Genomic DNA, 22,558 nt, shown 5'->3' with positions numbered 1-22,558 from the left:
CTTGTCGAAGGACAGGTCCTCGCGGCGATGGCCGATGCGATAGCCGTGGAGCGCATCAGTCCACCGGATCGCGCCGCTCAGCTTGCGGGCATAGGGATCGAGCAGGAGCTTGTTGGCATTGAAGCGATGCCCGGCTTCGGGCTCGTAGCGGCCATGCGCGCGATAGCCGTAGAGTAGGCCCGGCTCGACGTCCGGCAAGTAGCCGTGCCACACTTCGTCGGTGCACTCTGGTAGCCGGAAGCGCTGGAGCTCGCGCTTGCCGGCCGGATCGAAAAGGCACAGCTCGACCGCATCGGCATTGGCCGAGAAGACTGCGAAGTTGACGCCCAGGCCGTCAAAAGTGGCGCCGAGCGGGTAGGGCGATCCCGGCTGGAGCCGGTCGGCGAAGGCGCTCAAGCCGCCCCCTTCTTGGTGGTACGTCGCGCTTTCGGCTTGGCCGGGGGAGCTGCGACCGCCGGATCAGTCGGCGCGGTCGTTGCGGCGGACTCCGATAACTGCTCCGCGGCGAGTGGGGGCGTCGGCTGATCGGCGTTGTCGTCTTCGGCGGTCTGGTCGGTGGCAGGCTCGCCCTCATTGGGCGTGTCCTCCTGCGACTCTTGCTCGGCGCGCGCCCAATGCTCCTCGTGCCGGCCGTGGGGTTCACCCTCTTCCTGCCAGATCTTGTAGGCCCGCTCGCGGATATGGTCGCCGCCCTGCTCGCTCATTGGTGAGTCCTCCTGTTTTGGCGCCTCAACTCTCCAGCGGCGGATAGGACCCACCGCCGTCGGTGTTTTTCGCGCTGCTCCGGATCAAGGCCGCGATCACCGCTTCGACGAGCGCGTCGGCGGCATCGGCGAAGCTGTGCGAGGCGGTATCAAGGATCGTCACCGGCGGCATCGGCCGGCGTTTGGCCGCGTCGGCATAAGCGAGGGCGGTGGCGTCGCCGCGCGCGAGAAGGACGCGGGCATCGGGCCAGCCCGCAATCGCACTGAGCAGATCGGTTTTCTCGCCGCTGCCGGGCCCGGCAACTCGAGCGATGCCGCGCGCTGCCCCGGTCAGCGACACGCCGCCGGTGAGCAGCCGCCGCCATGCCGCGGGATCGCGCAGCCGTGCGGCATAGCGGGCGCGGATCGCGGCGGGCGGCGGCAGGTCGTCGGCGGGTTCGACCACCCAAGGATTGGCGAGGAGGAGGCCGTCGAGCCCGGCGGCGCGACCGAATAGCGCCAGTGCGCTTGCCGCATCGCAGTTGCCGAAGCCGATGAGGCGAGGGACGCCATGTCGGCGAAAGATTTCGGCAGCGGCCGCGATATCCGGTCCACTCGATCGGAAGCCGCCGTTCTCGCCGCTCGAATCGCCGACGCCACGCCGGTCGAAGCGGAACACCGGATGGCCCGCCGCCGCAACCCGCGCGGCCAGCATCGCCATGCCGCGATGCGCGCCAGCGCGGATCTCGTTGCCGCCCGAGACGATGAGCAGGCCGGTGGCGCCGGGCGCTGCATCGAGCGTGCCGACCAGCGTCTCGCCCGCGCAGGGGAAGGCGATCAGCTGGCGCATGCGGCGATCCAGCAGGCGAGATCGTCGGCGATTGCAGCCTGGAGCGCGGCATCGGTGCCCGGCTCGGCAGCGCGCCAAAGGGGTCGGCCGGGCAGCTTCAGGTCGGCAAGGCGCGGATCGGTGTCGAGGCGTACAGTTCGAGTTGCAGCCGGAGGCGCTGCACTCTCCAGTTCGGCGACAAGTTCACCAGACAAGTCGTTGCCCGCCAACAGTTGCGTCTCTCCCGCACCGCGCGTGCGACGCAGGTCGCGCATCACCTCCGCACCGGACAGCGGCGACAGGTGCCAGCGGGGTCCGGCCACGTCGACGGTGACGAGCGCGCCGCCGCGCCACGCCATCACCGACACGGGGTCAGGCAGCGCCCGCGCCGCGGCGGCGAAGGCCTGCCGCCAGCCGGCGAGCGTCGCCTCCGGCGTCGGCAGCAGGCTCTCGCCGGTACCGGGCAGGTCCGGCAGCGCCGAGGCGATGCCGCGCGTGGCGAGGCTGCGGAGCACGTCCACGATCGCCGCGCGGGTGCGGTTCGCTTCCTCGAACAAGGGCGCGGCGCAGAGCAGCGTCGGGCCATGGTCGGGACCGAAGCGGAGCATTGCCTCCACGCCGCCAACCCATTCATAGCGCCCGACCCGCAGCGTCATGCAGGCAACGTGGAAGAAGCGCGGGCTTCCCGCAAGTGCGGTCGCACTGGCGCTTTGCTGCGCTGCAACCTATGCCGGGCCCAAAGCGGCCGGAAAGGCGCATGACAGAGGGAGTAGGGGACATGAATATGGTCGAGCGTGCGGGATTGTCGGTGGCAGAGCCGCTGGCAGCGTTCCTCGAATCCGCCGCCTTGCCGGGCTCCGGGCTCGATCCGGACGCGTTCTGGCGCGGCATAGCCGACCTGTTCGCCCGCTTCGCGCCGGAGAATGCGCGGCTCCTCCAGGTGCGTGACGAGCTCCAGGCACAGATCGACGCCTGGCACGTCGCGCGCCAGGGTGTTCCGGTCGATAGGGAGGAATATCAGGCGTTCCTGCGCGAGATCGGCTATCTCGTCGAGGAACCGGCCGCCTTCACGATCGACACCGATGGCGTGGATGACGAGGTCGCGCGGATCGCCGGGCCGCAGCTGGTGGTGCCGATCCTCAACGCCCGTTTCCTGCTCAACGCCGCCAATGCGCGCTGGGGCAGCCTGTACGATGCGCTTTACGGCACCGATGCGCTCGGTAGCCCCTCCAAGGCGGGCGGCTATGATCCCACACGCGGCGCGCAAGTGATCGCCTGGGCCAAAGCGTTCCTGGACGACGCGGTGCCGCTGGCGGGGGGTAGCTGGGCGGACTGGCAGGGTGGTGATCCCGTGCTGGCCGATCCGACACAGCTGGTGGGGCGTCGCGGCAGATCGTTCCTACTCAAGAACAATGGCTTGCACCTAGAACTGCTGATCGACCGCGAGCATCCGATCGGGCGCGACGATCCTGCCGGGCTGGCCGATGTGGTGCTCGAATCGGCGATTACCACGATCTGCGACCTGGAGGACTCGGTCGCTGCGGTGGATGCCGAGGACAAGGTCGCGGCTTATGCCAACTGGCTCGGTCTGATGCGCGGCGACCTGGAGGAGACGTTCGACAAGGGCGGCACGACACTGACCCGGCGTCTGGCCGATGACCGGCGCTACACCGGGCTGGACGGGCGCGAGTTCGCGCTGCCCGGCCGCAGCCTGCTGTTCGTGCGCAACGTCGGCCATCTGATGACCACGCCCGCGGTACGGCTGGTGGACGGATCGGAGGCGCCGGAGGGCATCCTCGACGCGATCGTCACCGCGCTGATCGCGCGCCATGACAAGAGGCGCAACAGCCGCGCCGGATCGATCTACATCGTCAAGCCCAAGATGCACGGGCCCGAGGAAGCGGCGTTCACCGACCGGCTGTTCGACGCGGTGGAGGACCTGCTCGGCCTCAAACGGCACACGATCAAGGTTGGCGTGATGGACGAGGAGCGGCGGACCAGCGCCAACCTCGCCGCGTGCATTCATGCGGTGCGTCACCGGATCGTCTTCATCAACACCGGCTTCCTCGACCGCACCGGTGACGAGATCCACACGTCGATGCACGCCGGCCCGATGGTCCGCAAGGGCGAGATGAAGGCGAGCGCGTGGATCAGAGCCTATGAGGATCGCAATGTCCAGATCGGCCTCGCCTGCGGGCTTGGTGGAAAAGCCCAGATCGGCAAGGGGATGTGGGCCGCTCCTGACATGATGGCAGACATGCTGGCGCAGAAGCTGGCGCATCCGCAGAGCGGTGCCAGCACGGCGTGGGTGCCGTCGCCGACCGCTGCGACGCTGCACGCGACGCACTATCATCGTGTCGATGTCGCTGCGCGGCAGGTCGAGCGGGCGGCGGAGCCGATCGCGCCGCTCGCCGACCTGCTCACCGTGCCGCTCGCCGCCGGGCGCAACTGGAGCGCCCAGGAGATTGCGGAAGAGGTGGACAACAATGCGCAGGGCATCCTGGGCTATGTCGTTCGCTGGATCGACCAGGGTGTCGGCTGCTCGAAGGTGCCGGATATCCATGACGTCGGGCTGATGGAGGATCGGGCGACCTTGCGCATTTCGTCGCAGTTGCTGGCCAACTGGCTGCATCATGGCGTCGTGACCGCGGACGAAGTCGAGGCGTCGCTGCGGCGGATGGCGGCCAAGGTGGACGCGCAGAATGCCGGCGATCCGGCGTATCGGCCGATGAGCGGTCACGAGGACGCGAGCCTCGCCTTACAGGCCGCCCGCGGGCTGGTATTCGAGGGGGCTGCGCAGCCGAGCGGCTATACCGAGCCGTTGCTCCATGCCTTCCGGCACAAGGCCAAGGCTCAGCCCCTGGCGGGATAGACCGCGGCGGGGCCGTATTGGCTGAACGGCACCGGCGCGACGCGGCAGAGGTACACGTCCGCGTCGGGTGTCGCTTCGACGGTGAAGCCGGCGGCGCGGAGCATCGCCTGGCTGCCGGCGGCGTTCGGCGCCCACCAGTTGGTCCAGTCGCCCGCGAACTTGCGCTCGATGAAGTGCATCTTGGGATAGCCGGGCGCGTCGAAATAGGCGGGCGGATCGAAAGTGCCGGGCGTGAAGAAGGGGTGGTCCTCCGGCACCTCGGCCGCCTCGGTCGAGCCCTGCTGCATGGTCTGGAACAGCATCAGGTCGCCGGCGACATGTTCGCGGATCAGGTCCAGCGCGAGCAGGGGGTGGCGCAGGTGATAGAGCACGCCCATGAAGATCACGAGGTCGAACTTCTCACCGAGCAAGGCGACGTCATAGACCGAGCAGTTGCGGAACTCGACACCCTCGAACCCCAGCGCCGCGGTGGCGAGCCGGGCCTGCGCCAGATAGCGCTCGTCGCTGTCGATGCCGACCACGCGGCCGGCACCACGTCGCTTCATCTCCACCGAATAGAAGCCGGCGTTGCAGCCGATGTCCAGCACGCTGCGGCCTTGCAGGTCGGTGGGAAGAGCCGCGGCGAAGCGGCTGAACTTGCTGCGCGGATAGTCACCGAGGAAGTGATCCGGCGCGGTTTCGATGCCATCGAGGTCGATGTTGTGGAACCAGGGGCCGAGCGCGGCGATTTGCTCGCGCAATGTCTCGTTCCGGTTCAACGCCTGTTCTCCCTGTGGAAGCGCGCCAACGAATGCTCGGCGGCGCTGTTCCATCTGCGCAACGATCGCGCCGGTGGTGAACGAACGCATGGCGCGCTGGACGGCGGCGATGCGGGCGGGCGACCATTCGACCGCTTGGACGCTGGCGGGCGCGACGCTGGCGGAGCGCGACCCCGCCACGCGCGACGACCCGGCGCTGCCCTATCATCTGCGCTGGGTGTGGGACGGCACGCCGGTGGACGGGCAGGACGTGCTCGTCCGCTGCTATCATGGCCTGGGCGACACGCTCCAGTTCGCGCGCTTCCTGCCGCTGCTGGCGCGGCGCGCCGCCTCGGTGACGGTGGAGGCGCAGCCGCGGCTGATATCGCTGCTGAACGGGCTGGGCGCTGGCATCCGCTTCATGCCGTTCGACGTCGCCAATCCGCTCCCCGCTTCCGAGTGTAACGTCGAGATCACCGAACTGCCGTTTGCTCTGCGCGCGACGCCGGAGCAGGCACCCGCGCCCTATCTGCAAGCCGAGCCCGCGGCGCTGCCGCCCGGCACGATCGGCCTGTGCTACAGCGCCGGCGACTGGGACCCGACGCGCTGCGTGCCGCCCGCGCTGCTCGCGCCGCTCTGCCAGGGGCCATGCGTCAGCATGGTCGCCGAGCCGGCGCCGTTCGACGCGCTCAACCCGGAGGGCTGCCCGTTCGAGATGGACGCGACGGTTGCGCTGGTCGCGGGCTGCGCGCTGGTGATCACGGTGGACACGATGATCGCCCATCTGGCCGGCGCGCTCGGGCGGCCGACCTGGCTGCTGCTCAAGCACGATCCGGACTGGCGCTGGGATCCGGCGCGGCGCGACACGCCCTGGTATCCGACCATGCGCCTCTTCGCGCAGCCGAGCCCGGGCGACTGGCCGGCGGCGATCGCCGAGGTCGCAGCAGACCTTGCGCGCAACCCGTTCTTCGACAAGAACTCTCGTGCATGACCAGCCCCAGTGTCCCCGTCTCCTGGGGCGAAGTCCTCGACAAGCTCACCATTCTGGAGATCAAGCTGGACCGGCTCGATGACCCGGCCGCACGGGGCAACGTGGCGCATGAGCATGCGCTGCTTCACGCCATTACCGTCCCCGTGATGGAGGAGGTGGCGGGGCTGCTGGATCAGCTGCGCGCGATCAACCTGGCGCTGTGGGACATCGAGGATGCGATCCGTCGGGAGGAGGCACTTGGCCTGTTCGGCGCGGAGTTCGTCGCGCTCGCCCGCTCGGTCTATCGCACCAACGACGAACGCGCGGCGCTGAAACGTGCGATCAATATCAAGCTTGGCTCCGAAATCATTGAGGAAAAGAGCTATTGGGTTTCGCAAGCCGAAGGCGCTGCCGCGCTGGGCTGAGCTTCACGCCGCGCCCGAACCGCCCTAAAGGCTGCCCCGCCCCAATCGGAGAACCATGTGCCCATCGGGGTCCTGACCTTTCATCGCTGCTTCAATTGCGGGTCCTACTGGCAGGCGCGCTGCCTGGTGGAGGGCCTGCGCGCGCTTGGCCACGAAGCCGAGCTGATGGACCATGACGATCCGCGCGTGTCGCGCCGCGAGATCGACTGCCTGCTCCAGCCGACCCTGCCCGAGCGGAGCGACCCTACCGACCTGCCGCTCTACAAGCGCAAGGGCCGCGCCTTCGAGCGTGCCTGGGCGGCGCTGCCGCTGTCGCCGCGCTACCCGCTTGACGAGCCGCATCGGGCCGGGCGCTACGACGCGGTCGTGATCGGCAGCGACGAGGTGTGGAACTTCCGCCACCCGTGGTACGGTGGCCACCCGGTGTTCTTCGGCGACGGGATCGATGCACGCCGCATCTCCTACGCCGCCAGCATCGGCAATCATGACGCGCACGATGGGATCGGTGAGGACTATGCCGCGCGCCTGCGCCGCTTCGATGCGATCTCGGTGCGTGACCAGAATTCCGCCGCGCTGGTCGAGGCGGCAACGGGCAGGGCGCCAACGATTGTACTCGACCCGTGCCTCCAGTTTCCGGAGGTGATCCCCGGGGGCGTGGCGCATCGCCACCTGCTGGTCTACGGACACAGCTTTCCCGATTGGCTCGCCGCTGCGCTGCGCGGGTGGAGCGACCGCACCGGCGTGCCGCTGCTCAGCCTGGGCTATCGCAACGTCTTTGCCGACGAGCACCGGATCGACGCCGGGCCGGAGGCGTTTGCCGAAGCGATGGCGGGGGCGCATGCGGTGGTCACCAACTTCTTCCACGGCTGCGTCTTTGCTTTGGTCAACCGCCGGCCCCTGGTCACCGCGCCCAGCGCCTACCGGTTCAACAAGGTGCGCGACCTGATGGCGCTGCTGGGCGGGGAGGACCGGATCATGACGCCGGACTGGTCCGCGGATCGGCTCGATGCCGCGCTCGCCGCGCCGCTCGGCGAACCGGTGTACGAGCGGATCGCCGCGCTCCGCGCGCAATCGCACGATTTCCTCCGCACCGCCCTTGGCTGAGGCGCCCGCTCTCGTTTCCCCGCGCGACATCGTTCGTTCTGGGCTGTGCATCGGCTGCGGCAGCTGCGTCGCGGGCGTGGCGGACACGCGCATGGCGTGGGATCGGTGCGGCCAGCTCAAGCCCGAGGGGCCGGACAGCTGGTATCGCGCGCGCACGCCCGCTTTCTCCCGCCGCTGCCCTTTCTCCCCCGCCGCGCGCAACGAGGATGCGATCGCGTGGGACCGCTTTCCCGGCGCACCCGCCGTGGACCCGGCGATCGGTCGGTTCGAGCACGCCTATGTCGGCCACGCCGGAGAAGGGTTCCGTGAGCCGGGCAGTTCGGGCGGGCTGGTCAGTTGGGTGGCGGCCGAACTGCTGCGGCGCGGGCTGGTCGATGCGGTGGCGCATGTCGCCGCGGTCCACGATCCGGAAACGGGCGGGCCGTATTTCCGGTATCGCCTGTCGCGCTCGGAGGGCGAGGTCCGCGGCGGTGCCAAGTCGCGCTATCATCCGATCGAGCTTTCGGACGTGCTGGCGACGATCCGCGCCACCCCCGGCCGCTACGCAATCGTCGGTGTGCCGTGCTTCACCAAGGCGGTGCACCTTGCGCGCGAGGCGGAGCCGGTGCTGGCGGAGCGGATCACCCATCTGCTCGGCCTGTTCTGCGGCCACATGAAGAGCGCGCGGCTGGTGGAGAGCTTCGCCTGGCAGACCGGCGCGCCGGTGCCGGCGATCCAGGCGGTGGATTATCGCCGCAAGGATGCCGGCCGGCCGGCGAACTGGTACCGCGCCTCGCTGGCGCTGGCGGACGGGCGCATCGCCGAGCAGGACTGGATGCACCTCGCCGATGGCGACTGGGGCGCGGGCTTTTTCCAGAACAGCGCATGCAACTTCTGCGACGATGTGGTCGCCGAGACCGCCGACATCGCGTTCGGCGACGCCTGGGTGGAGCCCTATTCGTCCGATGGGCGTGGCACCAATGTCGCGATCGTGCGCTCGCGCGAGCTGGCCGAGATCGTCGAGGCGGCGCGCGCGGCGGGGCGGCTGGCGCTGGAGCCGGTGGACGCGGCGTTCGTGGTGGGCACGCAGGCGGCGGGGTTCCGGCACCGGCGCGAGGGGCTCGCCTATCGGCTGACCTGGTATAAGCGCGGCGTGCGCCCGCCCAAAAGGGTGACGCCCGGCGCGCACGACCTGCCGTGGCGCCGGCGGCTGGTCTATCGCACGCGCTGGTGGATCGCGCGGCTGAGCCACCCGGTGTTCCGGGTCGCGCGGCGGACGGGCTGGCACGGCCTGTACCTGCGCTGGGCGCGCGCGGCGCTGACGCTCTACCAGGGGCTCGCCTGGGGGCATGGCCGGCTCGGGCGCTGGCTGGACCGGATCGAGGGGCGCAAGCGGGACGGGTAGGGCGGTTGCCCGTAGGCGCCCCCGACGCTATCTCCGTCGTGCGGCGACCACGTTCCCGTGCCAGCGACATGGCGGTCAAGACCGGGACGGCCCGGCAGCCTGAAGGAGGCTGTCGTGGCGTGGATCATTCTGGTGATCGCTGGTCTGTTCGAGGTCGTATGGGCGAGCGCGATGAAGCAATCGCACGGCTTTTCGCGGCTGTGGCCAAGCGTGGTGACGCTGGGCGGGATGATCATCAGCTTCGGGTTGCTGTCCTGGTCGATGCGGAGCCTGCCGCTCGGCACCGCCTATATGGTGTGGACGGGGATCGGCGCGGTCGGCGCGTTCCTGGTCGGGGTGGCGGTGCTGCACGAGCCGGTCACCGCGGCGCGGGTGATCGCCGCGCTGCTGATCGTGGCGGGGCTGATCCTGATGAAGGTGTCGAGCTGACGTGGGGTTTCGTCCGCCTGAACCGTTCGTGCTGAGCGAAGTCGAAGCACCTCTCACACCGGCAGTTCCGTGCCCTTCGACTTCGCTCAGGGTGAACGGAGGTTGTGCGGTTTGATGGAGTCTCGCTCCAGTCGCTGGTGCGACGGGACAACGGATGTGTATGCGCGGCTTCGAACTGACAACGAGAGCCACATGACCACCCTCTACGGCATCCCCAACTGCGACACCGTGAAGCGCGCGCGGACCTGGCTCGCCGAGCATGAGGTCTCATACGACTTCCACGACTACAAGAAGGCCGGCGTGCCCGAGGCCGAGCTGCGCCGCTGGGTCGCGCGGCTGGGGTGGGAGGCGCTGCTCAATCGGGCGGGCACCACCTTCCGCAAGCTGCCGGACGCCGACAAGGCGGACCTTGATGCCGAACGTGCACTCGCGATCATGCTGGCGCACCCTTCCGCAATCCGGCGCCCGGTGCTGGTGCGCGACGAGGTGCTGGAGGTCGGCTTCAGTCCGGAACGCTACGCGACGCTTGCCTGACGCGGCATCTGGGCGCAGCCTGCCGCGCGAGCGGGAGGAGCGAGATAATGCGGGGAAAGCGTCCGGCGTGGTTCGCCATCATTGCAGGGGTGCTGATCCTATGGGGGCTGATGGGCGTCTTCGCCTGCATTCAGCAAATCCGGCTCGGCGCGGAGGCGATGGGGCCGGCGACCGACTATGACCGCGCGCTCTTCGCCAGCCTGCCCGCCTGGTACAATGGCGTCTATGCGCTGGCGACCGGCGCGGGTTTGGCCGGGGCGATCGCGCTGTTCCTCGGCCGTCGGGTTGCGCTGCCGCTGTTCGTGATCGCGCTGGTCGCCGTGCTGGTCCAGTTCGGCTATCTGTTCGCCACGAGCGATATCGTCGCGGTCAAGGGCGTCGGCACCATCTATTTCCCGATCTTCATCGTTGCGGTCACCGTCGGCGAAATCTGGCTGGCGAACCATGCGGTCCGTCGCGGCTGGCTGCGCTGAGCGGCACGCGTTAGGGTTCGTCCATGTCCACCTACACGATCGACAGCTCCACCAGCCGCGCGACGCCTGTTTCGGCGCCGATGAAGCGCGTCACGATCCCTGCGATCCGCGCGCGCAAGACTGGAGGCGCGGGGGGAGGCGAGCCGCTGGTGATGCTCACCGCCTATACGGTGCGGATGGCGCAATTGCTCGATCCACATTGCGACATCCTGCTGGTCGGCGACAGCCTGGGGCAGGTGATCTACGGCCTGCCCTCCACCATCCCGGTCACCACCGAGATGATGGAAGCGCATGGCGCGGCGGTGGTGCGCGGCAGCTATCATGCCGCGGTGGTGATCGACCTCCCGTTCGGCAGCTATGAGGCAAGCCCCGAGCAGGCCTTCGCCACTGCGGCGCGGCTGATGAAGGGCACCGGCGCGGCCGCGGTGAAACTGGAGGGCGGGACGGCGATGGCCGAGACGGTCGCCTTCCTGTCGCGGCGCGGCATTCCGGTGATGGGGCATGTCGGCCTCACGCCGCAGGCGGTGAACGCGCTGGGTGGCTATGGCGCGCGCGGGCGCAGCGACGCCGAGCGCCAGCAGATCCTGGAGGATGCCCGCGCGATCGCCGAGGCGGGTGCCTTCGCGATCGTGGCGGAGGGCGTGCTGGCGCCGATCGCGGACGAGATGACCGCGGCGGTGCCGGTGCCGATCATCGGTATCGGCGCTTCGGCGAACTGCGACGGGCAGGTGCTGGTCGCGGAGGACATGCTGGGCCTGTTCGAGCGGGTGCCGCGCTTCGTGAAGCGCTATGGCGACATGGCGGGGGTGATCTCCGCCGCGGCCGAGGCCTATGCCGGCGAGGTGCGCGCGCGCAGCTTCCCGACCGCGGACCAGATCTACTTGCCCAAGGCGTAGGCCGCTTCCGTTTCGGGCGCGGCATCGCTAAGGCAATCGCCTTCCCGATCCCGGAGACATGTTGGTGGCGCTGACGCCTCAAGACAATACGGCTTTCCTGCGCGAGGTGGACGAGGAGCTGCGCCGCGAGCAGGCGGCGACGCTGTTCCGCCGCTATGGCATCGCCGCGATCATCGGCGTGGTGCTGCTGCTTGCCGCGCTCGGCGGCTGGTTCTACTGGCGCCACCATCGCGATCAGGTCGCAGAGGCGCAGGCGGCCCAGTATCAGGCCGCGCTTGATAGCCTGGCGGCGGACAAGCCAGAGGCGGCGGCCAAGCCGCTGGCCGAGCTCGCCGGATCGGACATCGCCGGCTATCGCGCGCTGTCGCGCTTCTTCCAGGCGGACGTGCTGCTGGTGAAGAAGGATCTGCGCGGCGCCGCCGCCAAGTTCGGCGAGGTGGCGAAGGACGAGGGCGTCGGCCAGCCGTTTCGCGATCTCGCGCTGATCCGCCAGACCAACGCCGAGTTCGACAGCCTCAAGCCCGAGGTAATCGTGCAGCGGCTGCGCACGCTGGCGGCGCCGGGCAACCCCTGGTTCGGTAGCGCGGGCGAGCTGGTCGCCGCGGCATATATCAAGCAAGGCCGCCGCGATCTCGCCGGTGCGCTCCTCAAGAAGATGGCGGCGGACAAGGACGTGCCCGAGTCGCTTCGGCAACGTGCCATTCAGCTGGCCGGGGTGATGGGGGTCGACGCGGTCGGCGCGGGTGTGGAAAAGGCACGATGAAGAAGTTTCTGGCGTCGGTCGCCATCGCGTCGCTGCTCGCGACCGGTGGCTGCGGGGTATTCAAGGGCAAGGGCAAGAAGACCCCGACCGTCGGCAATCGCGTGCCGATCCTGGTGTCGGAGAATGACGCCGAGGTCGACAAGACGATGGCCGATCTGCCGGTCACCGTGCCGGCGCCCGCGATCAACGAGGGCTGGACCCAGCCGGGGGGTAACGCCGCCAAGTCGATGGGCCACCTGGCGCTTCAGAACGAATCGCCGCAGCGGATCTGGCACGCCTCGATCGACGCCGGCTCCAACCGCCAGCGTCTCGGCGCCGCGCCCGTGCTCGGGGACTACAAGCTGTTCGTCGTCGATGTGGAGGCCCGCGTGCACGCCTTCGACGCGCGCAACGGCAACGCGCTCTGGTCGACCGATGTCGCCAAGACCGAGGAGAATCGCGCGGCCCGCTTCGGGGGCGGCGTGAGCTTCGACAACGGCAAGGTCTATGCCACCGACGGCCTTGGCGACGTCGTCGCGCTCAACGCGAACGACGGCACCGAACTCTGGCGCGCCAAGCCCGGCGGGCCGCTGCGGGGCGCGCCCTCGGTGGCCAACGGCCAGGTGTATGTGCTCAGCCAGGACAACCAGCTGTTCGCGCTCTCGGACGCGGACGGCAAGGTGCAGTGGACCCAATCGGGCAGCCTGGAAACGCAGGGCGTGTTCGGCGTGGCGGCGCCGGCGGTGAGCGCGGGGACGATCGTCGCCGGCTTCTCCAGCGGCGAGCTCAACGCCTATCGCTATGAGAATGGCCGTACGCTTTGGCAGGATGCGCTGTCGCGGACCTCGATCTCGACATCGGTGTCCAGCCTCGCCGATATCGATGCCGATCCGGTGATGGCGGACGGACGTGTCTATGCGGTGGGGCAGGGCGGGCGCATGGTTGCGGTGGAGATCGCCACCGGACAGCGCCTGTGGGAGCAGAACCTCGCCGGCATCTCGACGCCGTGGCTCGCTGGCGAGTGGCTGTTCGTCATGACCAACGACGCGCGGCTGGTGTGCCTGTCGCGGGGCAGTGGCAAGGTGCGCTGGATCTCGCAGCTGAAGGGCTTCAGGAACACCAAGAAGCGCTCGGGGCCGATCACCTGGTACGGGCCGGTCCTCGCCGGCAACCGCCTCTGGCTCACCAATTCGGAAGGGCAGCTCGCCACCGTGGCGCCTGCCGATGGTGCGCTGGGCGAACCGATCGAGGCGGGCGACTCCTTCTCGCTGCCGCCGGTCGTCTCCTACGGTGCTATCTACCTCCTGGACCAGAAGGGCCAGCTCAGCGCCTACCGCTGAGCTGGCGCACGTCTCGCGCTCAGACCAGCATCGCCTGGACCGTGTCGGGGCCATGCCAGATCGGCGGCACGCCGAGCCGGTCCACCGCGAGCGCCTGATCGCCCGTTTCGAAGGCGGCGGAGAGGTCCGGAGCCGGATCGGGCTGCGGCTTTGACAGCAGCACGACATTGTCGAGGCCACCGGTCTCGTTACCGTTGATGTGCTCCGCCCGGATTTGAAACTGGGCAACGTCCCGCAATACGGCGGCGATCTGCTTGCCTGTGGCAAGCGGCCCCTCCATCGTGCCGATGTGCCAATGGCCGCGCATGCCCAGCCGGACGGAGACATGGCTCCAGTCGCTACCTGGATCCGTGACATCCGCAACGAGCGTAACTCCGTTGCCACCGTTGAGCACCAGATCCGCGTCGTCGAAGCGGCTGCCGCCGGAGGAGAACCAGTCGAAGCTGAGGGTGCCGTTGATGAAAGCGCGCAAGTTGCCGAGGTATTTGACCGGTGCCTGCCAATAGGCGACGTTGCCCGCGGCGGCGTCCTGCCATGACAGATGACCGGTAGGATTCCCGCCGGCGGGGCGCCATTCAAAGGCATTGACGTCGCCCGAGATGGTCCAGTTCTGCGTGCCGCGTTTGAAGTAGGATGCGATCTTCGCCATGTGCTGGTCTCCGCTCTTCTGCGGACGATCCTAGCTGCGGCATGGCCGTGGTATTGGACGAAAGCGACCTCACGGCACCGTCCCGGCGCGGGACGGCAAGGCGATAGCGGGATTCCGCACTGGTCAGAATCGTTAATGCGGCGTTTACCGTGCCGCTATGACCCGATCACTTGTCGCCAGGAACGAAGCCGCCGGCCATCCTATCCGCCGCCAGCTGCCGCCGCCGCGGCGGGAGCTTCCGCCGCGCGGTGACGACCATGACCTGAAGCTTTTCGTGCTGAGCTTCACCGCCTTCTTCATCTGCTTTTATACGTTCATCGCCTGACCTCAGTCGCAGGCGCGGTGGAGCTGGAGGGCGATCCAGGCCGAAATCACGCACATGGCGGCGACCAGCAGCAGGAGCTGCGATGGCGTGACGCCCAGACCGACCAGCCCCGCGACGCCCAGCGATCCCGCCGTCATCGCACCCGCATTCACCACATTGTTCGCGGCGACCGTGCGGGCGGTGTGGTCCTTGGTGACGGTGGTGGTGAGGAAGGCGTAGAGCGGAACGACGAACATCCCGCCGAAGATGGCAACGCCCAGCAACGTGCCGAGCACGAGCAGCGCGCGCGGGTGGGACATGAACTCGCCGACGTTGTAGAGCGTCCCCGCCGGTGCGGGCACCCACAAGCCCGCCACGAACCAGAACGCGAGCACCGCGGCGCCCATCGCCAGCACCGAGGCGGGGGCGTAGCGGGCCGAGATCTCGCCCTTCAGCATGAGGTTGATCACCACCGAGCCGATTGCGACGCCAACCGAGAAGATCGCGAGCACGACGCTGGCAGTGGCCGCATCCGCGGTGAGCACATTCTTCACCAGCGGCGGGAAGATCACGATCAGTACCGATCCGATCGTCCAGAAGAAGCTGATCGCGCAGATCGCCAAAAACAGCCGAGGGATGTGGAGGGTGGCCGAGACCAGGCGCCAGGATGCGGTAAACGGGTTCCAGTCGAGCTTCAGCGGCGGACCCAGCCGGGGGGCGGGCGGCACTTTCTGCGCGACCGCCAGGCCGAGCACCGCGACCAGGATGGTGGTGCCGGCGACCACCAGGGTCGAGCGATAGATCAGGCCGGCGAGAATGGTGCCGAGCAGAATCGACAGGTAGGTCCCTGCCTCGACCAGCCCGGTGCCGCCGAGCACGTCATCCTCCTCCAGATGCTGCGGCAGGATCGCGTATTTGATCGGGCCGAAGAAGGTGGAGTGGACGCCGAGCAACATCACCGCGGTGAGCATCAGCACGATCGGCACGGTGACCGCGCCGGTGCGCGCCAGCAGCAGACCCGCGCCGCCGATCGCCATGATGCCGATCTCGGCAAGCTTGATGATGCGGATGATCCGCGCCTTGTCGACGGTGTCGGCAAGCTGTCCCGACAATGCGGACAGCAGGAAGAACGGCAGGATAAAGAGCGCGGCGGTGAGCGCGTTGAAGAAGCTCTCCTGCCGCGGGTCCGCCAGCACCTCATAGGTGGCGAACAAAACCATTCCGGTCTTGAACAGGTTGTCGTTGAAGGCACCGAGGAATTGCGTGACGAAGAGCGGCAGGAAGCGACGCCGCTTGAGCAGCCCGAGGCTGTTGATCATGGCGGGAAATGGCCCCGTTGTGGCGGTTGTGCGGCGACATAGCCCAGCCTTGCGGCTTACGCCAACGTCAAGTGCGATGGTTCGCTTGCCGGGGCGGCAGGGCGGACCTACGATCTCGGTCGCATGCTGACCCTGCCCAATCTGCTCACGCTGTCCCGGATCGTCGCGGTGCCGCTATTGGTGGCGCTGCTGTGGCAGCCCCAGTGGGAGGCGGGCTACGCGCTCGCGTTCGCGCTCTACTGCCTGATGGGCGTGACCGACTACTTCGACGGCTACCTCGCGCGGGCGCAGGGCACCGTATCGAAGCTGGGCCAGTTCCTCGATCCGATCGCGGACAAGATCATGGTCGCCGCGGTGATCCTGATGCTGGTGGGCACCCGCTTCGAGGACCGAGCGATCATCACCGGCATTCACCTGATCGCGGCCATGGTGATCCTGCTGCGCGAGATCATGGTTTCGGGCCTGCGGGAGTTTTTGGGTGGCATCCAGGTTTCCGTGCCGGTGTCGCAACTGGCCAAGTGGAAGACGACCCTTCAACTGGTCGCGCTGGGAGCGTTGATCCTGGCAGGGGCCTTGCCCGCGATGCCCGCCATCAAGCTGATCGGCCTCGGCGCGCTATGGGGTGCTGCGGCACTGACGATGGTGACCGGCTGGGATTACCTGCGCATCGGCCTGCGCCACATGGATACGTGATGCAGGTGCTCTATTTTGCCTGGGTGCGCGAGGCGGTGGGCACCGCCGCCGAGGAGGTGTCGCCGCCCACGGAGGTCGGTAGCGTCGCCGAACTGATCGACTGGCTGGCGGGGCGTAGCGAACGACATGCGGACGCCTTCAGGGAGCGCGCGCGACTGCGCGCGGCGGTGGACCAGGCGTTCGTGCCGCTTAGCGCACCGATCAGGGGCGCGAAGGAGATCGCGATCTTCCCGCCGGTGACCGGCGGATGATCCGGGTGGTCGTCTCGCCCGAGCCGATCGACGTATCGGCGGAACTGGAGCGTCTGGAGGTGACCGGCGCGGTGGCGACGTTCACCGGCCTGGTGCGCGCCGACGATGGCGTGACGATGCTTGAGCTGGAACATTATCCGGGCGCGACCGAGCGGGCGCTGGAGGTGCTGTGTGCGGAAGCGACCGAGCGCTGGGCTCTGTTAGCGGCGACGGTGATCCATCGCATCAGGCCGATGACGCCGGGCGAGCGCATCGTGTTCGTCGGCACCGCATCCGCGCATCGCGCCGCGGCGCTGGACGCGTGCGCGTTCCTGATCGACCGGCTTAAGACCGATGCGCCGTTCTGGAAGCGCGAAACCCGCGGCGACACGCACCGCTGGGTGGATGCGCGCGGCAGCGACGATGCCGCCGCCGCGCGCTGGCAAGGCTGATCAGCCGAGCTTCGGCACCACCACGCCGTTGACGACGTGGATCACGCCGTTCGACTGGCGCACGTCCGGCACCTGGAGGTACGACTTGTTGCCGTTGGTGTCGGTCAGCGCGATCGCGGCGCCCTCGGTGGCCACTGTCAGCGTGTCACCCGCGAGGGTGGTGAGCGACACCTTGCCGCCGCCGGACGCCATGCGCGCCTTCAGGTCGGCCAAAGTCATGCTGCCCTGAACGACGTGATAGGTGAGAACCTTGGTCAGCGAGGGCTTGTTCGCCGGCTCGAGCAGCTTTTCCATCGTGCCCGGCGCCAGGCGGCCGAAGGCATCGTTGGTCGGCGCGAAGACGGTGAACGGTCCAGGCCCGGTGAGTTGCGCATCCAGGCCGGCAGCCTTCACGGCACCGGCCAGGGTGGACAGGCTGGGGACCGAAGCGATGGTGGTCGCGATGGGCTTGGTCGCATCGGCAACCGTGCCGTCGATCGGCGCATTGGGGGCCTGGGTGGCGGGGGTGGTCGCCTGAGGTGTGCCGGCAGCGGGAGTCGCCGTAGCCGGCGCTGCTGTGGTAGGCGTCCCGGTCTGCGGCTGGGCGCCCGCGGGAGCCGGCGCGCTGGTACCGGCGGGAGCGGGAGTGCCGGCGGGCGCCGGCGTGGTCTGGGCCAGAACGGGCGCGGCGGCCAGGGCGGAGACCAGCGCCACGCCACGAACGAGATTGTGCATCGAGATCCTCCGTCGATTGGTGTCGCCGAGGATTACGGTTCACTCGCGTAACAAGTTCCCGCCACTCAGGCTTCTGCCAGCAACCGGGCAAGCAGGCGGAAGTCGCGTTCGCGCGGGCTGGCCGGACGCCAAGCGAGGGCGACCGTGCGCTCGGCATGTTCCGCGTCGAGCGGACGGGCCGCGATGTGCGTGTGCTCCAGGATGCCGCCGCGGATCGCGAGTTCGGGCAGGATGGTTGCGCCCAGCCCGTTCTCCACCATCTGCACAACCGTGTGCAGCGAGGTGCCCAGCATTGTGGCCTCCGCGCGCAATTCGGGCCGGTTGCAGGCGGCGAGCGCGTGATCCTTGAGGCAGTGGCCGTCCTCAAGCAGCAGCAGCCTTGCCTCGTCGATTTCGGACGGACGGATCGCGCCCGGGTTGCCGGATCGGCGATCGCTATGGGGGAAGGCCACAAACAGCCGATCTGCAAACAGCGGCGCCGCGACCACGTCCCCGCAGGCGAATGGCAGCGCCAGCAGGACGCAGTCCGCCCGGCCGGCATGCAACGAATCGCAGGCGGCGGCGCTCGGCTCCTCACGCAGATAGAGCTTCAGTTCAGGATAGTCGTGCCGGAGCCGGGGCAGCACGCGAGGGAGCAGGAAGGGAGCGATCGTCGGAATCACGCTCATCCGCATCTCGCCGGACAACGGCTTGCCTGCGGCTCGCGCGAGATCGCCGAGTTCCTCCGCCTCGCGCAGCACCTTGCGCGCCTTGGCGACAATCTGTTCGCCTAACGGTGTGAAGCGAACGACGCGGCGGGTCCGCTCGACCAGCGTGACCCCGATCAGCGCCTCCAGTTCCCGCAAGCCGGCCGACAGGGTGGATTGCGTGACGAAACACGTGTCCGCCGCGCGCCCGAAATGACCATTGTCCCGGAGCGCGACAAGATATTGCAATTGCTTTAGCGTGGGCAGGTAGGTCGTTGCCACTTATCGCCTTTCTCGATCGATTCCTCGCATGTTACGCGACTGGATCGATCAAGCAAGGTCGTAGACTGGCGGCCTAGAGCAGCACCGCACGAATGAAGCCATACACGCTGGTGATGGTAAGGACAGTGCCAACGAGGATTAGCAGCACCTTGGTGGGAATGCGCTTCGCCATGATCGCGCCGAACGGTGCGGCCATCACCCCACCGATCAGCAAGCCGACCGTGGCGACCGCAAAGTCCTTCAGGCCGAGGTTGACGATAAAGGCGGCGGACACGGTGAGCGTCAGGAAGAACTCCACCGAATTGACGGTGCCGACCACCTTGCGCGGCTCGACGCCCTGGACCAGCAGATTGGAGGTGACGATCGGGCCCCAGCCGCCGCCGCCCATCGCGTCGAGGAAGCCGCCGATCAGCCCCAACGGCTCGACCACCTTGGGCTTTTGTACCTGGGGCGGATAGAGGATGCCGCGCACCAGCAGATAGATGCCAATGCAGATCAGATAGCCCAGCACGAACGGCTTCACGAGATCGCCGTCGATGTTGGTGAGCAGATAGGCACCGGTGACACCGCCGACGAACCCGGGGATCAGCAGCCGGAGAAACAGACCCTTGTCGATGTTGCCGGAAACGAAATGGCTGATCCCGGAAATCGCGGTGGTGAAGGTCTCCACGATATGGACGTTGGCGGAGGCACGCGCCGGCGGCAGGCCGATCACAGCGACAAGCAGGGTGTTGCAGATGACGCCGAACGCCATGCCGAGCGCGCCGTCAACGATCTGCGCGGCGAAGCCAGCGCCGATGAACGGCAGCAGCGTGGCAAAATCGAGTTGCGAAAAGTCCACGTGGTGTTCCCCCCAGGTCGAGTGGCGCCGCTTTGCCAGCAACGCGCATAACCGACAAGAGAGATAGGAATTCTGTAGGTTTGCAGCTCGACGGGACGCACTGGAAAACGGCCAGGGAGTGACTTATCTGCCGATTTTGCCCGGCCGGGGGACGCCCATGGGATTGCTCGCCTATCTTGATTCGATCCGCGCGCGCGATCCGGCGCCGCGATCGCGATTGGAGATCCTGACCTATCCGGGTGTCTGGGCGCTCGGCTATCACAAGCTCGCGCATCGACTGTTCCGGCGGCGCCTCTTCCTGCTCGCCCGGATCGTCAACCACTGGTCCCGCTTCTGCACCGCCATCGACATCCACCCCGGCGCGACCATCGGGCGCAACTTCTTCATCGATCATGGCTTTGTCGTGATCGGCGAAACGGCCGAAATCGGCGACGACGTGACTCTTTATCAGTGCGTGACGCTGGGCGGCACCAGCCCCGACAATGGCGTCGGCGGCAAGCGGCACCCGACCTTGGCGGACGGGTCGATCATCGGCTCGGGCGCGCAGGTGCTCGGGCCCATCACGGTCGGCCCGCGCGCGCGGGTCGGCGCCAATGCGGTGGTGACCAAGGACGTGCCCGGAGGAACGACCGTCGTCGGCATCCCGGCGCGGGCGACGATGGTGGACGGTGGTGCCGCGCCCGAGTCCCGATTCGTCCCCTACGGTACGCCGTGCAGCGGCATGTTCGATCCGCAGACGCAGAAGGTGGAGCTGCTGCGCTGTGAGCTCGAACAGGTGCGCAAGCGGCTGGACGACCTGCTGGACGAGAGGGAGCGCGACCGGGCGTGACCTCGGGGCGCTTGGCCTGATGGGTGTGATCCCGTTTCCCGATCCGCGGCGCACGGCCTCGCAGATCGGATTTGAGCGAACGGAATTGACCCGCATTCTCGACCTCTACGGACGAATGGTCGCGGCCGGGCACTGGCGTGACTATGCGATCGACCTGGGCCGGGACGCGGCCGTCTTCGCGGCCTTCCGCCGCAGTGCCGAGCGGCCGGAGTTTCGGATCGAAAAGCGTCCGGCGCTCCGCAACCGGCAGGGCATGTGGGCGCTGCTTGGCGAGGCTGGGCAGGTGGTGAAGCGCGGGCACGAGCTGGGGCCCGTGCTCGCGCCCGTGGAGCGACGCCTCCTCAAGCTTGTCGAGGAATAGTGCCGCGGCTCAACCGCCCTGAAGCTTCTTGCCGATCACCATCGACTGGCCCGCACCCGAGTCCGGCACGATTTCTCCGCTACGATCGGTGATCTCAGCCCAGTGCGCTTCCACGCCTTCGGGCGAAAGATCGTCCCCGGTCAGCAGCGCACCTTGGGTAAGGGTGACGTAGCTCGCCTGGAACACGCCTGCGCCTGCGCCCACGATCTGGTTGGTTGGTGCATTTTCGCTGACGAGATAGAGCGCCGCCGGCATGACCTTTGCCGGATCGAACGCCTTGAACAGGGCTTCGGGGAACAGCTCCTCGGTCATACGCGTGCCGGCGACCGGGGCGAGCGTGTTCACCTTGATGTTGTTCTTGGCGCCTTCAAGGTAGAGCGTCTTGGTCAGCCCGGCGAGACCGAGCTTCGCGGCGCCGTAGTTCGCCTGGCCGAAGTTTCCGAACAGGCCGGTAGACGACGCAGTCATCAGGACGCGACCATAATTCTGCTCACGGAAGGTGTCCCAGCACGCCTTGGTGGCATAGGCCGATCCGAGCAGGTGCACGCGGACCACGAACTCGAAATCGGCCGGGTCCATTTTGGTGAAGGTCTTGTCGCGCAGCACGCCGGCGTTGTTGATCAGGATGTGGACACCGCCCCACGCTTCCTTGGCACGGGCGACCATCTCGGCCATCTGCTCATATTCGGTAACGCTGGCGCCGTTGGCCATCGCGACGCCGCCCGCTGCCTCGATCTCGGCGACCACCTGCTGCGCCGCGTCGGACGCGCCGGTGCCCGTGCGATCGCCGCCCAAGTCGTTGACCACCACCTTGGCACCGCGCCGGGCAAGCTCCAGCGCATATTCGCGGCCCAGCCCGCCGCCGGCGCCGGTAACTATGGCGATCTTGTCATCGAAACGGATGGACATGGAAAAGGCGCTCCCCTCCTAAAGGATGAGCGCCTTTCCCTAGAGATCGGTTGTTGCGATGCAACTGCCGGATTGGTCAGCCTCAGCGACCGCCGCGCTGCATGCAGTTGTCGTACTGACCCTTCTTGCAGATCGGATAATTTTGCATCGGCGCGGGCGCCGGGAAAGCCTGAGAAGGCGAGGGTGCCTGCTGGAACGTCACCGTCTGGCCGGCCTGCGGAGTTCCCTGCATCGGGGGTGCGGAAGGCTGATAGCCGCCCGCCGGATCGGCAGCGGAGGGATCGCCCGCGGGCGCTGCGTCGGACATGCCGCCCGAAGGCTGTTGTGCGGCCGGATCCGCCGGGGCGGGCGCCGTGCCAGGCTCCATCTGGTCGGCAGGCGCCGTGGTCTGGTCGGCCGATGCCGGAGTAGTCTGCGCCATCAGCGGCGCGGCAAGGACGGCGGCAGCCGCCAGCAACACGAACTTCATGCGACTCTCCTGTCTATCGTGGATCGCGGGTGCCGAACGCACGGGCACGCTGATGGGTCCTTCGTTTCGGAGGCGATTCGATGTCCGCACAATGAAGAGGGGCGGCGAAGCCCATGCTTCGCCGCCCTACTCGATCGCGAGACCTGCCGATTACTTCGCGTCGTCAGCCGCATCGGAGACGGCGTCTCCGGCCGACGAGACGTCGCGGCCCGCGCCTTCCACCGTGTTGCATGCGCTGACCAGCAGCGCGCCCGCGACCATCACGATTCCGAACAGCTTGCGCATGACTATGACCCTTTTGCCTGACTGCTTCTACAATGCGCTGCGGCCTGCTTCGTTCCGCAGCCGGTCCGAGCGATCGTGGTATGTGCTGGAAAGTTAAAGGCCCGAAAGCGTCACCGG

29 protein-coding genes and 1 pseudogene are annotated in these 22,558 nt (G+C 67.9%); 17 read left to right on the top strand and 13 right to left on the bottom strand.

The genetic code is table 11. From position 1 onward, the window contains the following. The 4 genes and pseudogenes from ACFDTH_RS11825 to ACFDTH_RS11810 form a co-directional block, all read right to left on the bottom strand. Positions 1 to 396, bottom strand: a pseudogene (locus ACFDTH_RS11825) (glycogen debranching enzyme GlgX); the annotation flags it as partial. Beyond that, on the bottom strand, positions 393 to 704 hold the full coding sequence (locus tag ACFDTH_RS11820; protein ID WP_375287727.1) for a DUF2934 domain-containing protein: 312 nt from the start codon (positions 702 to 704) through the stop codon (positions 393 to 395). The gene ACFDTH_RS11820 and the pseudogene ACFDTH_RS11825, both read right to left, overlap by 4 nt. A gap of 25 nt (positions 705 to 729) precedes the next feature. Continuing rightward, positions 730 to 1,533, bottom strand: a complete 804-nt coding sequence (locus tag ACFDTH_RS11815; RefSeq protein WP_375287726.1) for a hydrolase 1, exosortase A system-associated — start codon at positions 1,531 to 1,533, stop codon at positions 730 to 732. Further along, positions 1,521 to 2,168, bottom strand: coding sequence for a hypothetical protein (locus ACFDTH_RS11810; protein ID WP_375287725.1), 648 nt, complete (start codon positions 2,166 to 2,168; stop codon positions 1,521 to 1,523). The genes ACFDTH_RS11815 and ACFDTH_RS11810 overlap by 13 nt, the downstream gene beginning before the upstream one ends. 128 nt (positions 2,169 to 2,296) lie before the next feature. Here ACFDTH_RS11810 and ACFDTH_RS11805 point away from each other — a divergent pair, with 128 nt between their 5' ends. Further along, positions 2,297 to 4,384 carry a malate synthase G gene (locus ACFDTH_RS11805; protein ID WP_375287728.1) on the top strand — a complete coding sequence of 696 codons (2,088 nt, stop codon included), beginning with the start codon at positions 2,297 to 2,299 and terminating at the stop codon, positions 4,382 to 4,384. Here the strand turns inward: ACFDTH_RS11805 and ACFDTH_RS11800 are convergent. Next, a complete protein-coding gene (locus tag ACFDTH_RS11800) occupies positions 4,366 to 5,232 on the bottom strand; it encodes a TIGR04290 family methyltransferase (protein WP_375287724.1) in 867 nt (288 codons plus the stop codon). The two genes, ACFDTH_RS11805 and ACFDTH_RS11800, sit on opposite strands and share 19 nt — an antisense overlap. On the opposite strand from ACFDTH_RS11800, the gene ACFDTH_RS11795 reads away from it, so the two are divergent. The 10 genes from ACFDTH_RS11795 to ACFDTH_RS11750 all read left to right on the top strand — a co-directional run bounded on the left by ACFDTH_RS11795 (position 5,231) and on the right by ACFDTH_RS11750 (position 13,418). After that, a complete protein-coding gene (locus ACFDTH_RS11795) occupies positions 5,231 to 6,112 on the top strand; it encodes a glycosyltransferase family 9 protein (protein ID WP_375287723.1) in 882 nt (293 codons plus the stop codon). The genes ACFDTH_RS11800 and ACFDTH_RS11795 overlap by 2 nt on opposite strands. Continuing rightward, a complete protein-coding gene (locus ACFDTH_RS11790; RefSeq protein WP_375287722.1) occupies positions 6,109 to 6,516 on the top strand; it encodes a DUF6165 family protein in 408 nt (135 codons plus the stop codon). The genes ACFDTH_RS11795 and ACFDTH_RS11790 overlap by 4 nt, the downstream gene beginning before the upstream one ends. A 57-nt stretch (positions 6,517 to 6,573) precedes the next feature. Further along, positions 6,574 to 7,620: a polysaccharide pyruvyl transferase family protein gene (locus ACFDTH_RS11785; protein ID WP_375287721.1), complete on the top strand. Its 1,047-nt coding sequence runs from the start codon at positions 6,574 to 6,576 to the stop codon at positions 7,618 to 7,620. Next, positions 7,613 to 9,004: a Coenzyme F420 hydrogenase/dehydrogenase, beta subunit C-terminal domain gene (locus tag ACFDTH_RS11780; protein WP_375287720.1), complete on the top strand. Its 1,392-nt coding sequence runs from the start codon at positions 7,613 to 7,615 to the stop codon at positions 9,002 to 9,004. Before ACFDTH_RS11785 ends, ACFDTH_RS11780 begins: the two co-directional genes overlap by 8 nt. 114 nt (positions 9,005 to 9,118) lie before the next feature. Continuing rightward, the gene (gene sugE, locus ACFDTH_RS11775) at positions 9,119 to 9,433 is read left to right on the top strand and encodes a quaternary ammonium compound efflux SMR transporter SugE (protein ID WP_375287719.1); all 315 of its coding nucleotides are present in this window, start codon (positions 9,119 to 9,121) and stop codon (positions 9,431 to 9,433) included. A gap of 192 nt (positions 9,434 to 9,625) precedes the next feature. Continuing rightward, complete coding sequence (locus ACFDTH_RS11770; protein ID WP_375287718.1) at positions 9,626 to 9,967, top strand: arsenate reductase; 342 nt, start codon at positions 9,626 to 9,628, stop codon at positions 9,965 to 9,967. Positions 9,968 to 10,014: 47 nt separating this feature from the next. Further along, positions 10,015 to 10,440: a hypothetical protein gene (locus tag ACFDTH_RS11765; protein WP_375287717.1), complete on the top strand. Its 426-nt coding sequence runs from the start codon at positions 10,015 to 10,017 to the stop codon at positions 10,438 to 10,440. Positions 10,441 to 10,463: 23 nt separating this feature from the next. Next, on the top strand, positions 10,464 to 11,336 hold the full coding sequence (panB, locus tag ACFDTH_RS11760; RefSeq protein ID WP_375287716.1) for a 3-methyl-2-oxobutanoate hydroxymethyltransferase: 873 nt from the start codon (positions 10,464 to 10,466) through the stop codon (positions 11,334 to 11,336). Between the two features lie 58 nt (positions 11,337 to 11,394). Next, positions 11,395 to 12,099, top strand: coding sequence for a tetratricopeptide repeat protein (locus ACFDTH_RS11755; protein WP_375287715.1), 705 nt, complete (start codon positions 11,395 to 11,397; stop codon positions 12,097 to 12,099). Next, complete coding sequence (locus ACFDTH_RS11750; protein ID WP_375287714.1) at positions 12,096 to 13,418, top strand: PQQ-binding-like beta-propeller repeat protein; 1,323 nt, start codon at positions 12,096 to 12,098, stop codon at positions 13,416 to 13,418. The genes ACFDTH_RS11755 and ACFDTH_RS11750 overlap by 4 nt, the downstream gene beginning before the upstream one ends. Positions 13,419 to 13,437: 19 nt before the next feature. Here ACFDTH_RS11750 and ACFDTH_RS11745 read toward each other — a convergent pair whose 3' ends face one another. After that, the gene (locus tag ACFDTH_RS11745) at positions 13,438 to 14,067 is read right to left on the bottom strand and encodes a laminin B domain-containing protein (protein ID WP_375287713.1); all 630 of its coding nucleotides are present in this window, start codon (positions 14,065 to 14,067) and stop codon (positions 13,438 to 13,440) included. Positions 14,068 to 14,224: 157 nt separating this feature from the next. Here ACFDTH_RS11745 and ACFDTH_RS11740 point away from each other — a divergent pair, with 157 nt between their 5' ends. After that, a complete protein-coding gene (locus ACFDTH_RS11740; protein ID WP_375287712.1) occupies positions 14,225 to 14,392 on the top strand; it encodes a hypothetical protein in 168 nt (55 codons plus the stop codon). Between the two features lie 2 nt (positions 14,393 to 14,394). On the opposite strand, the gene ACFDTH_RS11735 is transcribed toward ACFDTH_RS11740, so the two are convergent. Further along, a complete protein-coding gene (locus ACFDTH_RS11735) occupies positions 14,395 to 15,690 on the bottom strand; it encodes an MFS transporter (protein ID WP_375287711.1) in 1,296 nt (431 codons plus the stop codon). Between the two features lie 123 nt (positions 15,691 to 15,813). On the opposite strand from ACFDTH_RS11735, the gene pgsA reads away from it, so the two are divergent. The 3 genes from pgsA to ACFDTH_RS11720 are packed head-to-tail and all read left to right on the top strand — an operon-like array spanning position 15,814 to position 17,065. Continuing rightward, entirely contained in the window at positions 15,814 to 16,383 is a 570-nt protein-coding gene (gene pgsA, locus ACFDTH_RS11730; protein WP_375287710.1) for a CDP-diacylglycerol--glycerol-3-phosphate 3-phosphatidyltransferase, read from the top strand. Further along, on the top strand, positions 16,383 to 16,634 hold the full coding sequence (gene moaD, locus ACFDTH_RS11725) for a molybdopterin converting factor subunit 1 (protein WP_375287709.1): 252 nt from the start codon (positions 16,383 to 16,385) through the stop codon (positions 16,632 to 16,634). Before pgsA ends, moaD begins: the two co-directional genes overlap by 1 nt. Then, entirely contained in the window at positions 16,631 to 17,065 is a 435-nt protein-coding gene (locus ACFDTH_RS11720; RefSeq protein ID WP_375287708.1) for a molybdenum cofactor biosynthesis protein MoaE, read from the top strand. Before moaD ends, ACFDTH_RS11720 begins: the two co-directional genes overlap by 4 nt. Here ACFDTH_RS11720 and ACFDTH_RS11715 read toward each other — a convergent pair whose 3' ends face one another. The 3 genes from ACFDTH_RS11715 to ACFDTH_RS11705 all read right to left on the bottom strand — a co-directional run bounded on the left by ACFDTH_RS11715 (position 17,066) and on the right by ACFDTH_RS11705 (position 19,588). Next, positions 17,066 to 17,779 carry a fasciclin domain-containing protein gene (locus ACFDTH_RS11715; protein ID WP_375287707.1) on the bottom strand — a complete coding sequence of 238 codons (714 nt, stop codon included), beginning with the start codon at positions 17,777 to 17,779 and terminating at the stop codon, positions 17,066 to 17,068. A 65-nt stretch (positions 17,780 to 17,844) separates the two neighbouring features. Continuing rightward, positions 17,845 to 18,747, bottom strand: a complete 903-nt coding sequence (locus ACFDTH_RS11710; RefSeq protein ID WP_375287706.1) for a hydrogen peroxide-inducible genes activator — start codon at positions 18,745 to 18,747, stop codon at positions 17,845 to 17,847. Positions 18,748 to 18,820: 73 nt separating this feature from the next. Continuing rightward, complete coding sequence (locus tag ACFDTH_RS11705; protein ID WP_375287705.1) at positions 18,821 to 19,588, bottom strand: sulfite exporter TauE/SafE family protein; 768 nt, start codon at positions 19,586 to 19,588, stop codon at positions 18,821 to 18,823. A 157-nt stretch (positions 19,589 to 19,745) separates the two neighbouring features. Between ACFDTH_RS11705 and epsC the strand changes: the two genes are divergently transcribed. Further along, positions 19,746 to 20,417, top strand: a complete 672-nt coding sequence (gene epsC, locus ACFDTH_RS11700) for a serine O-acetyltransferase EpsC (protein ID WP_375287704.1) — start codon at positions 19,746 to 19,748, stop codon at positions 20,415 to 20,417. Positions 20,418 to 20,436: 19 nt separating this feature from the next. Beyond that, positions 20,437 to 20,778 (top strand): DUF2794 domain-containing protein, encoded by a 342-nt coding sequence (locus ACFDTH_RS11695; protein ID WP_375287703.1) that lies wholly within the window; start codon positions 20,437 to 20,439, stop codon positions 20,776 to 20,778. Between the two features lie 9 nt (positions 20,779 to 20,787). Here the strand turns inward: ACFDTH_RS11695 and ACFDTH_RS11690 are convergent, their stop codons facing one another. From ACFDTH_RS11690 to ACFDTH_RS11680, 3 genes are all read right to left on the bottom strand, one after another. Further along, positions 20,788 to 21,687 carry an SDR family NAD(P)-dependent oxidoreductase gene (locus ACFDTH_RS11690; RefSeq protein WP_375287702.1) on the bottom strand — a complete coding sequence of 300 codons (900 nt, stop codon included), beginning with the start codon at positions 21,685 to 21,687 and terminating at the stop codon, positions 20,788 to 20,790. A gap of 82 nt (positions 21,688 to 21,769) precedes the next feature. After that, a complete protein-coding gene (locus ACFDTH_RS11685) occupies positions 21,770 to 22,156 on the bottom strand; it encodes a hypothetical protein (protein WP_375287701.1) in 387 nt (128 codons plus the stop codon). Positions 22,157 to 22,306: 150 nt separating this feature from the next. Then, positions 22,307 to 22,441 (bottom strand): entericidin A/B family lipoprotein, encoded by a 135-nt coding sequence (locus ACFDTH_RS11680; protein ID WP_375287700.1) that lies wholly within the window; start codon positions 22,439 to 22,441, stop codon positions 22,307 to 22,309. Positions 22,442 to 22,558: the final 117 nt, after the last annotated feature.

The sequence above is a fragment of the Sphingomonas sp. genome (assembly GCF_042096255.1).
Lineage (GTDB): Bacteria > Pseudomonadota > Alphaproteobacteria > Sphingomonadales > Sphingomonadaceae > Sphingomonas.
This window is presented reverse-complemented; position numbering and strand designations above follow the sequence as displayed.